We start from the raw sequence: 13,208 nt of genomic DNA, 5'->3' as shown, positions 1-13,208 counted from the left end.
GGATACTTGGTCGGTTGGGACCGATGGTTTTCGGCCCAAACCCGGCACGGCGCCCCCGGCGCACAGGGACAGAAACGACAGCAACGAGAAGGGCACGACCTCGTGGCAAGGGTTCGGAGAGGGGCACGCGCGGTGACCGCGCTGCTGGCAGCGGTGCTCGCCGCGTCCCTGGCGGGATGCAGCAGCACCGGCGGCAAGCGCGCGGAGGAAGCGCGCGCCGCCCAGACCGCCGGCGGCAAGGCGGCCGTCAACACCCCCAGGTGGACCTTCGCCATGGTCACCCACTCGGGCGATGGCGACACCTTCTGGGACATCGTGCAGAACGGCGCCCGGCAGGCCGCCGACAAGGACAACGTCAAGTTCGTCTACGGGCACGACAAGGAGGCCCAGCGGCAGAGCCAGCTCGTCCAGTCCTACATCGACCAGAAGGTGGACGGGCTGATCGTCACCCTCGCCAAGCCGGACGCCATGAAGGACGTGGTCGCCCGGGCCGAGAAGGCCGGCATCCCGGTGATCACGGTCAACTCCGGCGCCGAGGTCTCCAAGGCGTTCGGCGCCCTGACCCACGTCGGCCAGGACGAGACCATGGCCGGCGAGGCGGTCGGCGCGGAGCTGAACGAGCGGGGCCGCAAGAAGGCCCTGTGCGTCCTGCACGAACAGGGCAACGTCGGCCACGAGCAGCGCTGCGACGGCACGAAGAAGACCTTCAAGGGCGAGCTGCAGAAGCTGTACGTGGAAGGCACCAACATGCCCGACGTGCAGTCCACCATCGAGGCCAAGCTCCAGTCGGACCGGGACATCGACTCCGTCGTCACCCTGGGCGCGCCGTTCGCGCCGACCGCCGTCAAGGCCAAGGAGCAGGCCGGCAGCGACGCCGAGATCGACACCTTCGACCTGAACGCGAAGGTCGCCGACGGCCTCAAGGACGGCTCCCTCGGCTTCGCCGTCGACCAGCAGCCGTACCTCCAGGGCTACCAGGCCGTCGACCTGCTGTGGCTCTACAAGTACAACGCCGATGTGCTCGGCGGCGGCAAACCGGTCTTCACCGGCCCGCAGGTGATCACCAAGAAGGACGCCGCGGCGCTGCAGGAGTACACGAAGCGGGGGACCCGATGAGCACCGCTGACACGATCGTCAAGAACACCGGGCCCGGAGGCGGCGGGCCGGACGAGCGGCTGGTGCGCCGGTCGCCGGCGCGGCGCCTGCTGAGCCGCCCCGAGCTGGGCGCGGTGGTCGGCGCCGCGGCGGTCTTCCTCTTCTTCTCCTTCGCCGCCGACACCTTCCTGCGCGCCTCCAGCCTCTCGACCGTGCTGTACGCGTCGTCCACCATCGGGATCATGGCGGTGCCGGTGGCGCTGCTGATGATCGGCGGCGAGTTCGACCTGTCGGCCGGTGTCATGGTCGTCAGCTCGGCGCTCGTCTCGTCCATGTTCAGCTATCAGATGACGGCGAACGTCTGGGTGGGTGTCGGGGTGTCCTTGCTGGTCACCCTGGCCATCGGGGTCTTCAACGGCTTTCTGCTGACCCGTACGAAGCTGCCCAGCTTCATCATCACGCTCGGCACGTTCTTCATGCTGACCGGCCTCAACCTCGGTTTCACCAAGCTGATCGGCGGCACCGTCTCGACGAAGTCCATCGCCGACATGGAGGGCTTCGACTCGGCCCGGACGCTCTTCGCGTCCCACCTGAGCCTCGGCGGCGTGGACATCCAGATCACGATCCTGTGGTGGATCGGTCTGGTCGCGCTGGCCACCTGGATCCTGCTGCGCACCCGCGCCGGCAACTGGATCTTCGCGGTGGGCGGCGGCGCGGACGCCGCGCGGGCGGTCGGCGTCCCGGTCACCAAGACCAAGATCGGCCTCTACATGGGCGTGGCGCTGGCGGCCTGGATCTCCGGGCAGCACCTGCTGTTCTCGTACGACGCGATCCAGTCCGGTGACGGCGTCGGCAACGAGTTCCTCTACATCATCGCGGCCGCGGTCGGCGGCTGCCTGATGACCGGCGGCTACGGCTCGGCGATCGGCGCCGCCGTCGGCGCCTTCATCTTCGGCATGGCCAGCAAGGGCATCGTGTACGCCCAGTGGAACCCGGACTGGTACAAGTTCTTCCTCGGGGCGATGCTGCTGCTGGCCACGCTCCTGAACGCATGGGTCCGCAAGCGGGCGGAGGCGACGAAATGAGCACCCCGGAGGGCACCCCGGACGGGACGCGGGACGCGGTGGCCGCGGCGGACGAACAGCGGGACGCGGCGGTCGTGACGGACGGGCCGCGGGACGCGCCGGCGGCCGCCGAGGGCGCGCCGCCGCTGGTCGAGCTGACGGACGTCAGCAAGTTCTACGGCAACGTCAAGGCCCTGGAAGGCGTCTCGCTGGAGGTGCACGCCGGGGAGATCACCTGCGTGCTCGGCGACAACGGCGCGGGCAAGTCCACCCTCATCAAGATCATCGCGGGGCTGCACCAGCACGACGGGGGCAGCTTCGCGATCGAGGGCGAACCGGCCCGGCTGTCCTCCCCCCGCGAGGCGCTGGACCGCGGCATCGCCACCGTCTACCAGGATCTGGCGGTCGTCCCCCTGATGCCGGTCTGGCGCAATTTCTTCCTCGGCTCCGAGCCCACCAAGGGCGCCGGCCCCTTCAAGCGGCTCGACGTGCAGCTGATGCGCGAGACGACCCGCGCCGAGCTGCTGCGCATGGGCATCGACCTGCGCGACGTCGACCAGCCCATCGGCACCCTCTCCGGCGGTGAGCGGCAGTGCGTGGCCATCGCCCGCGCCGTGTACTTCGGCGCGAAGGTGCTGGTCCTGGACGAGCCGACGGCGGCGCTCGGCGTCAAGCAGTCCGGCGTCGTGCTGAAGTACGTGGCGGCCGCCCGGGACGCCGGACTCGGCGTGGTGTTGATCACCCACAACCCCCACCACGCCTACCTGGTCGGCGACCGTTTCGTCCTCCTGAAGCGCGGCACGATGGCCGGCCGCCACACCAAGCGGGAGATCGCCCTGGAGGAGCTGACGCGCCAGATGGCAGGCGGCAGCGAGCTGGAACAGCTCAGCCACGAACTGGCGCGGGCGCCCGAGCCCGGCCACCTCGGCGGCCACCCGACGCACTGAGCGGGCCGACGGCGCGGGCTGCGCCGGGCCCGCGCCGCCATGCGCGCCGTGGCGCGGGTAGGGCACAATCGCAGCGGACCGTGCACGTCACCGCCGCCGGCACGGCACCGCGCCCCGGGGCCCGCCCCGGCGCGTCCGGACGCGTACGCGACCGGACGAGCACCACCGACCATGCACGCCCGAGGCCCCGGCCTCCCGACACCCGCAGGGACGAGACGACTCTTGCGAGCACGCAGCCGCCGCCACCGCAACGGCGAAGAGGTGGGTCGATGAGCACGTACCGGGAGCGGGTGCACCGAGGATCCGCCAGAGCGACCGTGCTGCGCACGGTGGGCACCCGCGAGCGGCGCTCCCACCTGAGCGCGCCCCGTGTGCCGACCGTCGGCATCGACATCGGCGGGACGAAGGTGATGGCCGGCGTCGTCGACGCGGACGGCGTGATCCTGGAGAAGGTCCGCACCGAGACGCCCGACAAGTCCAAGAGCCCCAAGGTCGTCGAGGACGTCATCACCGAACTGGTGCTGGACCTCTCCGACCGGCACGATGTGCACGCGGTGGGCATCGGCGCGGCCGGCTGGGTGGACGCCGAGCGCAGCACCGTCCTCTTCGCCCCCCACCTGAACTGGCGCAACGAGCCGCTGCGGGACCGCCTCGCGGGCCGGCTGGCGGTCCCCGTCATGGTCGACAACGACGCCAACACGGCCGCCTGGGCCGAGTGGCGCTTCGGCGCGGGCCGCGGCGAGGACCACCTCGTCATGATCACGCTCGGTACGGGCATCGGCGGCGCGATCCTGGAGAACGGCGCGGTCGAGCGCGGCAAGTACGGCGTGGCCGGCGAGTTCGGCCATATGCAGGTGGTCCCCGCCGGGCACCGCTGCCCCTGCGGCAACCGCGGCTGCTGGGAGCAGTACAGCTCCGGCAACGCGCTGGTCCGCGAGGCCCGCGAGCTGGCCGCCGCGGACTCCCCGGTCGCGTACAACATCATCGACCGGGTCGGCGGCCGCGTCACCGACATCACCGGGCCGCTCATCACCGAGCTGGCCCGCGAGGGCGACGCCATGTGCGTCGAGCTGCTCCAGGACATCGGCCAGTGGCTGGGCGTCGGCATCGCCAATCTGGCCGCCGCGCTGGATCCTTCCTGCTTCGTGATCGGCGGCGGCGTCAGCGCCGCCGACGACCTGCTGATCGGCCCGGCCCGGGACGCCTTCCGGCGCACCCTGACCGGCCGCGGCTACCGCCCCGAGGCCCGGATCGCCAAGGCGCAGCTGGGCCCGGAGGCCGGTATGGTCGGCGCCGCCGACCTGGCCCGCCTGGTGGCCCGCCGCTTCCGGCGCGCCAACCGTCGCCGCGTGGAACGCTATGAGCGGTACGAACGATCGGGCCGGCGATGACGGAGCTGGACACCCCACCCATGACCGACGAGCACGATCCGGCGGGACCGGAGCCGGGGCAGGCGGTGCGCGAGGCGCCCGAGCGCCCGGAGCCGCCGTCCGGCGCGTCCGCGGAGCCCCGGCCGAGCCGGCGCCGCCGCTGGCTCACCGCCCTGGTGATCTTCCTGCTGATCGCCATCCCGGCGGGCTACATCGTCATCTCCGCCGAGCAGAGCCGCGACAGCGGCCAGAGCAAGGAGGAGGAGGCCGCGTCCACCGGCCTCTACAACGACTTCCCGTCCAAGGTGCAGCAGCGCATCTACAACGTCCCGGTCCCCGCCGGCTCCACACCGGTCTACTACTACGAGTCCAACGCCTGGCACCGCAGCTCTCTCTACGTCCAGTTCCGCACCAATGCCTGGGGCCTCGACCACTACCTGAAGTGGGCAGGCACCAGTCGCGCAGCGCTCAAGGACGGCGAGATCACCATCACCGGCGCACAGGCCGCCAAGGTCGGCTGGGATCTGGCGAGCGGCGGCCAGTGGGCCGGCACGTCCATCAAGGCCGAGGACCCGGGCCCGAGCCAGCACATCACGGTGAACTTCGACAATCCGGCCCACCCGGTCGTCTACGTCGTCTCGTCGGTCGCCTTCAAGCGCTGAGGCCGGTACGGGGTGACACTCACCGCAGCTCTGCCGGATCGGCTCCGGGCCAGGGCCGCCGCCGCGTCCAGGCGCCGGCCGGACTCGTAGGCCCCGCGAAGTATGACCGCCCGTATGGCGTGAGGGGCGGGACCCCGTGGACCAGCGGGGCGTTAGAGTCAGTGCTCGCTGCCCGAAGCATGCGCATCCGCGCAGGTGAACGGGGAAGTGAGGTCAAGCTGCGTCTCTCCGCCCAGTGGGGCTAACGGACAGGTCTTCCTGAAGATCCGTCGCCCGTGGCTGCCGTGAGGGGTCAGTCGGGTCCGACAGGGGTCAGGTAGTGGGCATTTCGGCATCGGCGGGTGCGACGGAGGCGGGGAAGCCAGTCAGCGTGGGCCAGGGACCGGCCGTCCGGCCGCGTGGTGTGGTGGACCTGCGGGGCGCGGAGGACGTACCCGCGGTGCTGACGTATCCTGCGCGGGCGCTGGTGGTGGTCTCCGGATTGCCCGGCAGCGGTAAGAGCACCCTGATGCGCCGTCTGTCCCGGACCGCGGCCGTCATCGATCCGCGCATGACCCACGTCGCCTGTGAAGCGGTGATGCCGGACTGGCTGCCGTACGCGGTGTACCGGCCCTGGGCGCGGTGGAGGTACTTCCGGTGGCTGCGCGGGGAGGTGCGCAGCGGCGGGCCCTTGCTGGTGCACGACTGCGGCGGCCGGCCGTGGATGCGCCGATGGCTGGCCCGGAGCGCCGGACGCCAAGGCCGTGAACTGCACCTCGTCGTGCTGGACGTGGGGGTGGCCGAGGCGCTGTCCGGCCAGGAGGCCCGGGGCCGGTGGGCACCGCGACGCGCCTTCGCCCGGCACCGCAAGGGCCTGGACCGGCTGCTACGGGCACTGTCCGCACCGGGCGTGACACCACCCTCCGCGCCGCGCGCCGCCGGCACGGCCGATACCGCCTCACCACCCGCCCCCAGCCTCGTGGAACAGCCGGCCGGGCCGACGGCTTCCCCGCCCCACCCGGTACGGGAAGCGGCATCCGTGGTGTTGCTGGACCGCCGTTCACGAGAGCACATAGCGGGCGTGGAATTCGTCGCCGCATCGGCAGCCGGGCGCCTTCCTCGGCAGACTGCCGGAACCGCACCGGTCGGGCCGTGAGCGGCCGGATCGGGGCGTGCGCCCATCCCGTCTCTGGGAGCCGTGGCTTGGCCGCCTGAGCCGATCGGGACCAAGAGGCTCGTGCTCCGTGCACCCGGGCCCGGGACCGTGCGGTGTTCATCGAACTGCCGGCCTCGCCGGAGGTGCACACCTGTCTCGGCGGCCCCCGTCGTCCGCGTCGGCGACCGGCCGGTCCCGGCCGAAACCGGTGCGCCCGTGCCGTGGTCACACCGCGCCGCCGACGACGTCGCCCGCGCAGTTCGGCCATACCGGTGGGCTTCGCGCCAGTGCGGGGAGGGTGGTGCGCTCGGTTCCGTGTGCGGCGAGTGTGCCGGGACTTCAAGGGCCACCGGCGCCTCCCCGATGTCCGTACGGCTGGGGTGAGTCGGGCGCAGGGCCGATTTCACGACACCACCGGCCCTTTACGCTGTTGACCATCTCTTGACTGATCGGCATCCTGAACGCGTGGGCCGGAAGCCGCCGTTGGCACGTCCCAGACCCATGCTTGCGGCATACCTGGAGTAACAGCCGCGCGGTCGCGCGCCGGGGCGCCGGGTGATCCGGAAGCACCGGCCGGGATCACGAAACGGGGCCGCGGGAAGACGCCACGCGCACCCACCCACTCACGGAGAGGGGCAGTTCCTTTGCCTGGCAGCAAGTCGGAGTTGAAGTCGCTCAGGGCGACGAAGTACACCTCGTCGCTGCGCTCGGTCAAGGGATGGGAGCGATTACGCCGCTCGGGCTACCACACCGGATTACAGGTGATGGACCTGTGGGACCGGGCGCGCGGGCGGGAGCACCCGCTGCTGCCGCCCCGGCGCTACCGCCGGTTCATCGGCAACGGGGACTTCCTCAAGGTGGGGCGCGAGATCACCGCGTACATGCGGGACGAGCTGGGCATGGGGCCCGGGCACGACGTACTGGACGCGGGGTGCGGGGCGGGACGGATCGCGGTGCCGCTCACGGACATGCTCACCGAGGGCTCGTACCTGGGCTTCGACATCGTGCCGCACGCGATCGACTGGTGCGCCCGCACCATCACCCCGCGCCACCCCAACTTCCGCTTCGCGCACGTCGACATCCACCAGGAGATCTACAACCCGGAGGGCACGCTCTCCTCGGCCGACTTCCGGTTTCCCGCCGATGACGCGGCCTTCGACCTCGCCGCGCTGATCGGGCTGATCAGCCATCTGCGCCCGGCCGAGATGGAGAACTACCTCGCGGAGTCCGCGCGGGTGCTCCGGCCCGGCGGACAGTGCTTCGCCACCGCCTACCTGGTGGACGACGCGGTCGCCGCGAACATCGCACGCGGCGCGACCGCCTTCGAATTCACGCATGATCACGGCGACTACTACGTGCACTCCGAGGAGGAGCCCACGTACGCCATCGCGTACCGGCTGGACCACATCCTGTCGGTGGCCGCGCGACACGGTCTGCGCATGCGCCGAGACCCGCGCCCGGGGACCTGGGGCGTTTCGGCGCGACGTCCGGCCTCGATGGACCTCCTGGTTCTCGAACGCGCCTGAGCGCGGCCGGACGTGTACGGGCGCCGGATCCGGGCGCCCGAATTCTGTGTTGAGAAAGGAACGCACCTCTTCATGACCGACACCGCCGCCTCCGCCGCCACCGCCCCCGACGGGGCCCCCGGGGTCATCGTCATCTCGGGCATCTCGGCCGCGGGCAAGTCCACCGTCGCGCAGGCCCTCGCCGAGCGCCTGCCGCGCTCGGCGCACGTGCGGGGCGACACCTTCCGCCGCATGATCGTCAACGGCCAGGAGCACATGACCGCCGAGGCCCCGCCGGAGGCCGTCGCACAGCTCCGGCTCCGGCACCGGCTGGCGGCGGCTTGCGCCGACGCCTATGTCGAGGCCGGGTTCACCGCCATCGTGCAGGACATCCTGATCGGCGAGTACCTGGCGGAGATCACCGAGCTGATCAAGAGCCGCCCGCTGGCCGTCGTCGTGCTGGCGCCCGACCCCGAGGCCGTGGCGCGGCGCGAGGAGAAGCGCGCCAAGACCGGTTACGGGCCCGACTGGCAGCCCAAGGACCTGGACCAGGTGCTCCGGGACAGCACGCCCCGCATCGGGCTGTGGCTGGACACCTCGGAGCAGACCGTCGAGGAGACGGTCGACGAGATCCTGAAGAGGGCCTGGACCGACGGCGCCGTTTCCTGACCCGGGACCGGGCCGGCGGACCGCCACGGGGCGACGCCCCGGGCCCGCCGGCCCGGCCCGCACCACATCCGACATCCGAGCGAGGAGACCGTGTTGCGCACCCTGGGGATCGGCCCGGACGGCACTTCGGTGGGCGCCGTCGGACTGGGTTGCATGGGCATGTCGTACGCCTACGACCCCGGCGGCCGGGACGACGACGCCTCGGTCGCCGTGCTGCACCGTGCCCTGGACCTCGGCGTCGATCTGATCGACACCGCGGACGTCTACGGCCCGTACACCAACGAGGAGTTGGTGGGCCGGGCGCTCGCCGACCGCCGCGGGAAGGCGTTCCTGGCGACCAAGGCGGGGTTCGTGGCGGGGGAGACACGGTTGCGCCGGAACGGCAGGCCGGAGCACATCCGCGCCGCGATCGACGCCAGCCTGCGCCGCCTGCGCACCGACCACGTGGACCTGTACCAGCTGCACCGCGTCGACCCCGAGGTGCCGCTGGAGGAGACCTGGGGCGCCATGGCCGAGGCCGTGCGGGCGGGCAAGGCCAGGATGCTCGGTCTCTCCGACGTGACCGTCGAGCAGGTACGCACGGCGCAGCGCGTGCACCCGGTGGCCGCCGTCCAGGCGGAGCTGTCGCTGTGGACGCGCGAGGCGACGGCGGAACTGCTGCCGTTCACCGCCCGCGAGGACATCGCGCTCATCGCCTACGCCCCGCTCGGACGGGGCTTCCTGGCGGGCCGGTTCGGTTCCGCGCGGGACCTGCCGGACGGCGACTACCGGCGCGTCAACCCCCGCTTCCAGGAGGAGAACTTCGCGGCCAACCTGCGCCTGCTCGACGGCGTGCGCAGGGTCGCGCGGCGCCGCGGCGTCACGCCCGCCCAGACCGCGCTGGCCTGGGTGCTCGCGCAGGGTGACCACGTCGTGCCGATCCCCGGCACCAAGCACGTCCGGTATTTGGAGGCCAACGCCGCCGCGGCCGGCATCCGGCTGACCGGTGACGACCTGGCCCTCCTGGACGGCCTGCCCGCCGCCGTGGGAGCGCGCCAATGACACCGTACGCGGCCGCCCCGGCGACGCCCCGCCCACGCTCCCACCCCCGACCGCGTCCGCTCCCGTGTCCCGCGGACGCCGCGCACACCGTACGAGAGGAACCACCCCGTGTCCGCAACCGACCGGTCGACCCTGCGCAGCGGCCTGGGCGTCCTCTCCGTCGCCGTACGTGAGGAACCCTGGATCTTCTGCGCGGCGCTGCTCGCCAGCGGCCTGTACGGCGTGGCCCCGGTCGCGACGTCCTGGACGCTGGGCCGCATCACCGAGGACGTGGTGCTGCCCGCCTTCGAGGAGGGCCGGACCACCGCGGGCGCGCTGATCGGCGCGGGCCTGGCCATCTTCGGGGTGGCGATGCTGCGTGTGATCGGGGTGATCGGCCGCCGGGTCGGGGCGGGGATCATGCAGTTCCGGCTCCAGGCCACGTACCGCCGTAAGATCGCCCACCGCTACCTGCGGCTGCCGCTCTCCTGGCACCAGCGCCACCCGGCGGGCCAGCTGCTCTCCAACGTCAACGCCGACGTGGAGGCCGCGTGGGCGCCCATCGTGCCGCTGCCCACCGCCATCGGGGTCGTCGTCATGCTGGGCGCGGCCATCGTCTCGATGCTCGCCGTCGATCCGGTGCTCGCCGCGGTGAGCCTGCTGGTCTTCCCCTCGATCGGCCTGCTCAACGTCTTCTACCAGCGCAAGCTCACGCCCCTGGCGGCCCACTCGCAGAGCCTGCGGGCCGGGGTCAGCGACATCGCGCACGAGAGCTTCGACGGCGCGCTGGTCGTCAAGACCCTCGGCCTGGAGGAGCACGAGACCTCGCGGATGGCCGACGCCGCGGCCCGGCTGCGGGACGCCAACGTGGCGGTCGGCCGCACCCGCGGCCGCTTCGACCCGATGCTCGACATGCTGCCCAACCTGGGCATCCTCACCGTCCTCGCGGTGGGTACGCTCCGGCTCTCGGCGGGCGCCGTCACCGTCGGCGAACTCGTCCAGGTCTCCTACCTGTTCACCATGATCGCCTTCCCGGTACGGGCCTTCGGCTGGGTCCTGGCCGAGCTGCCCCGCAGCACCGTCGGCTGGTCGCGGGTACGGCACGTCCTGGACGCCGAGGGCGACCTGCCCACCGGCGAGCTGCGGCTCGGTGACGCCGGGCCGATCAGCCTCGACACCCGGGGCGTCAGCTACGCCTACGACGGTGTCACCGTCCTGCACGACGTGACGCTCACCGTCGGCTCCGGGCGCACCGTGGCGATCGTGGGCCCCACCGGGTCCGGCAAGTCCACGCTGGCGGCGCTGATGGTGCGGCTCGTCGACCCGATGGAGGGCAACGTGCTGATGGACGGGGTCGACGCCCGCGAGATGCGCTCGGGGGAGGTGCCGTCGGCGGTGGCGTTCGTCCCGCAGCAGACGCTGCTCTTCGACGACACGGTGCGCGGCAACGTCCTGCTCGGCCTCGACCTGCCCGACGAGCGGGTCTGGGAGGCGCTGGAGGCGGTGTGGGTCGCCGACGTGGTGCGCGCACTGCCGCAGGGCCTGGACACCAGGGTCGGGGAGCGCGGCGCCACCCTCTCCGGCGGCCAGCGCCAGCGGATCGCCCTCGCGCGTGCGCTGGTGCGGCGTCCCCGGCTGCTGGTCCTGGACGACGCCACGTCCAGCATCGACCCGTACGTGGAGAGCCGGATCCTGGGCGGGCTGCGCGGCGCGCGGGTGCCGTCCACGCTCGTACTGGTCGCCTACCGGCAGGCCACCATCGCCCTCGCCGACCACGTGGTGTACGTGGAGCGGGGCCGCGTGGTGGACAGCGGCACGCACGACGAACTGCTCGCCCGCTGCGCGGGCTACCGCGCCCTGGTCACCGCGTACGAACGCGAGGAGCAGGAGCAGGGCGCGCAGAGCACCGGGATCACGGACGGGAGGACGGCGTGAGCAGCCGCATCACGGGTGAGCAGCGGAGCGCCACGGCGACCTTCCGCCGGGCCGTGGACGTGTCACCGGGGCTGCGCGAGGGGCTGCTCGTGGTGGCGTTCCTGGCCCTGCTCGCCGCCGCCGGACGGGTGGCCGTGCCCATCGCCGTACAGATCACCCTCGACGAGGGCCTGACCGCCGACGGAGGTCCCCGCACCGGCTTCGTGCTGTCCACGGTGGGCGTCTGCGCCGTCGTGGTGCTGGCCACCGCGTGGGTCACGTACCGCATGAACCACCGCCTGTACCGCAGTACGGAGGCGGGGCTCGCGACGCTGCGCGTCAAGGCCTTCCGCCGGGTGCACGACCTGTCGGCGTCCGCGCTGGGCACGGAGCGGCGCGGCGACCTGGTGGCGCGGGTCACCGCGGACGTGGACCAGTTCAGCACGTTCCTCCAGTTCGGCGGGATGTTCCTGGTCAGCTTGTGCCAACTGGCCGTCGGCAGTGTGGTGATGTTCGCCTACTCCTGGCAACTGGCCCTGATGGTGTGGGCGGTGTTCGTCCCGCTCGTGCTGGTCCTGCCCTCGCTGCAACGCCGCCTGTCACGGGCGTACGGGCGGGTGCGCACCCGCGGCGGTGAAATGCTCGCGGCGACCGGCGAGGCCGTGGTGGGCGCCGCCGTCATCCACGCGTACGACGCGGGCGGTCTGATCGGACGGCGGATCGACACGGCGGTGGAGCGGCACCGGCGGGCGCAGAGCCGGGCGCAGCGGCTGGTGGCCGTCACGCTCTCCAGCGGCGAGGTCGCGGCGGCGCTGGCCATCGGCGGCGTGGTCAGCCTGGGCGTACTGCTCGGCGTGGGCGGCCGGCTGACCGCGGGTGAGCTGGTGGCGTTCCTGTTCCTGGTCACGCTGTTCATCGGGCCCGCCCAGATGAGCACCGAGGTGCTGAACGAGCTGCAGAACGCCCTCGCGGGCTGGCGCCGCGCCCTGGCGGTGGTGGACACGCCGATCGACGTCGCCGACCCCGGGCCGGCGGGCACCGCGCTGGAGCCGGGGCCGCTGGAGATCCGGTTCGAGGACGTCGGCTACGCGTATCCGGACGGCCCCCAGGTGCTGCACGAGGTGTCGGTGCGCATCGAGCCGCGCAGCCGGGTGGCCGTGGTCGGCGAGACGGGCTCCGGCAAGTCGACGTTCGCGAAACTGCTGATCCGGCTGGCCGACCCGGTGTCGGGCCGGGTGACGCTGGGCGGGGTGCCGCTGACGGACGTGCCGTTCGCCTCCCTGCGCGAGCGGGTGGTGATGGTGCCGCAGGACGGGTTCCTCTTCGACACCACGGTCGGGGCGAACATCGCGTACGGCCGCACCGGCGCGACCGCGGACGACGCCCGGCGGGCCCTGCGCGAGCTGGGCCTCGACGACTGGCTGGCCGGGCTGCCGCGCGGCCTGGACACGCCGGTGGGCCAGCGCGGGGAGGCCCTGTCGGCGGGGGAGCGGCAGCTCGTCGCGCTGGCCCGCGCCTACCTCGCCGACCCGGACCTCCTGGTCCTCGACGAGGCCACCTCCGCGGTCGACCCGGCCACCGAGCAGCGCCTCCAGCGGGCACTGGAGAGCGCCACGCGGGGCCGCACCGCGGTGTCGGTGGCACACCGCTTGTCGACCGCCGAGGCGGCCGACCGGGTGCTCGTCTTCGACCAGGGGCGCATCGTCCAGCAGGGCACCCACGGGGAACTGATGGCCCAGCCCGGGGGGCGGTACGCCAAGCTGTACGAGGCGTGGATGACGGCCACCGGGGCGGCCGGCGCGCGGTGAGCAGACACGAAGGGGCCCG

11 protein-coding genes and 1 pseudogene are annotated in these 13,208 nt (G+C 72.4%); all 12 read left to right on the top strand.

Features of this window, described 5'->3' with window-relative positions; genetic code table 11:
* The first annotated feature begins 102 nt into the window (after nucleotides 1-102).
* The 12 genes and pseudogenes from CP973_RS28100 (at nucleotide 103) to CP973_RS28045 (ending at nucleotide 13,189) form a co-directional block, all read left to right on the top strand.
* Entirely contained in the window at nucleotides 103-1,116 is a 1,014-nt protein-coding gene (locus CP973_RS28100) for a sugar ABC transporter substrate-binding protein (protein WP_466121429.1), read from the top strand.
* Nucleotides 1,113-2,180 (top strand): ABC transporter permease, encoded by a 1,068-nt coding sequence (locus CP973_RS28095; RefSeq protein ID WP_150246712.1) that lies wholly within the window; start codon nucleotides 1,113-1,115, stop codon nucleotides 2,178-2,180. Before CP973_RS28100 ends, CP973_RS28095 begins: the two co-directional genes overlap by 4 nt.
* Nucleotides 2,177-3,106 (top strand): ATP-binding cassette domain-containing protein, encoded by a 930-nt coding sequence (locus tag CP973_RS28090; RefSeq protein ID WP_244410046.1) that lies wholly within the window; start codon nucleotides 2,177-2,179, stop codon nucleotides 3,104-3,106. The genes CP973_RS28095 and CP973_RS28090 overlap by 4 nt, the downstream gene beginning before the upstream one ends.
* Nucleotides 3,107-3,375: 269 nt before the next feature.
* The gene (locus tag CP973_RS28085; RefSeq protein ID WP_150246711.1) at nucleotides 3,376-4,497 is read left to right on the top strand and encodes an ROK family glucokinase; all 1,122 of its coding nucleotides are present in this window, start codon (nucleotides 3,376-3,378) and stop codon (nucleotides 4,495-4,497) included.
* Nucleotides 4,498-4,517: 20 nt separating this feature from the next.
* A complete protein-coding gene (locus CP973_RS28080) occupies nucleotides 4,518-5,138 on the top strand; it encodes a hypothetical protein (RefSeq protein WP_244410045.1) in 621 nt (206 codons plus the stop codon).
* A gap of 370 nt (nucleotides 5,139-5,508) precedes the next feature.
* Entirely contained in the window at nucleotides 5,509-6,273 is a 765-nt protein-coding gene (locus CP973_RS28075; RefSeq protein WP_244410044.1) for an AAA family ATPase, read from the top strand.
* Nucleotides 6,274-6,297: 24 nt separating this feature from the next.
* Nucleotides 6,298-6,443 (top strand): annotated as a pseudogene (locus CP973_RS41140) (GNAT family N-acetyltransferase); the annotation flags it as partial.
* A gap of 474 nt (nucleotides 6,444-6,917) precedes the next feature.
* Nucleotides 6,918-7,799 carry a class I SAM-dependent methyltransferase gene (locus tag CP973_RS28065; protein ID WP_150246709.1) on the top strand — a complete coding sequence of 294 codons (882 nt, stop codon included), beginning with the start codon at nucleotides 6,918-6,920 and terminating at the stop codon, nucleotides 7,797-7,799.
* A gap of 72 nt (nucleotides 7,800-7,871) precedes the next feature.
* Nucleotides 7,872-8,447 (top strand): AAA family ATPase, encoded by a 576-nt coding sequence (locus CP973_RS28060; protein ID WP_150246708.1) that lies wholly within the window; start codon nucleotides 7,872-7,874, stop codon nucleotides 8,445-8,447.
* 93 nt (nucleotides 8,448-8,540) lie between these two features.
* Complete coding sequence (locus CP973_RS28055) at nucleotides 8,541-9,488, top strand: aldo/keto reductase (RefSeq protein ID WP_150246707.1); 948 nt, start codon at nucleotides 8,541-8,543, stop codon at nucleotides 9,486-9,488.
* Between the two features lie 108 nt (nucleotides 9,489-9,596).
* Nucleotides 9,597-11,402, top strand: coding sequence for an ABC transporter ATP-binding protein (locus CP973_RS28050; RefSeq protein ID WP_208853317.1), 1,806 nt, complete (start codon nucleotides 9,597-9,599; stop codon nucleotides 11,400-11,402).
* Nucleotides 11,399-13,189 (top strand): ABC transporter ATP-binding protein, encoded by a 1,791-nt coding sequence (locus CP973_RS28045; protein WP_150246706.1) that lies wholly within the window; start codon nucleotides 11,399-11,401, stop codon nucleotides 13,187-13,189. The genes CP973_RS28050 and CP973_RS28045 overlap by 4 nt, the downstream gene beginning before the upstream one ends.
* The last annotated feature ends 19 nt before the right edge of the window (nucleotides 13,190-13,208 follow it).

This window comes from Streptomyces albofaciens JCM 4342, from assembly GCF_008634025.1.
Classification (GTDB): domain Bacteria; phylum Actinomycetota; class Actinomycetes; order Streptomycetales; family Streptomycetaceae; genus Streptomyces; species Streptomyces albofaciens.
The sequence above is the reverse complement of the archived record's forward strand: the minus strand, read 5'-3'. Positions and strand labels throughout refer to the sequence as shown.

Excerpts from the sequence above, each read along its gene's own strand:
- CP973_RS28090 (WP_244410046.1), top strand. The coding sequence starts at position 2,177 with ATGAGCACCCCGGAGGGCACCCCGGACGGGACGCGGGACGCGGTGGCC.
- CP973_RS28060 (WP_150246708.1), top strand. The coding sequence starts at position 7,872 with ATGACCGACACCGCCGCCTCCGCCGCCACCGCCCCCGACGGGGCCCCC.
- CP973_RS28095 (WP_150246712.1), top strand. The coding sequence starts at position 1,113 with ATGAGCACCGCTGACACGATCGTCAAGAACACCGGGCCCGGAGGCGGC.
- CP973_RS28085 (WP_150246711.1), top strand. The coding sequence starts at position 3,376 with ATGAGCACGTACCGGGAGCGGGTGCACCGAGGATCCGCCAGAGCGACC.
- CP973_RS28080 (WP_244410045.1), top strand. The coding sequence starts at position 4,518 with ATGACCGACGAGCACGATCCGGCGGGACCGGAGCCGGGGCAGGCGGTG.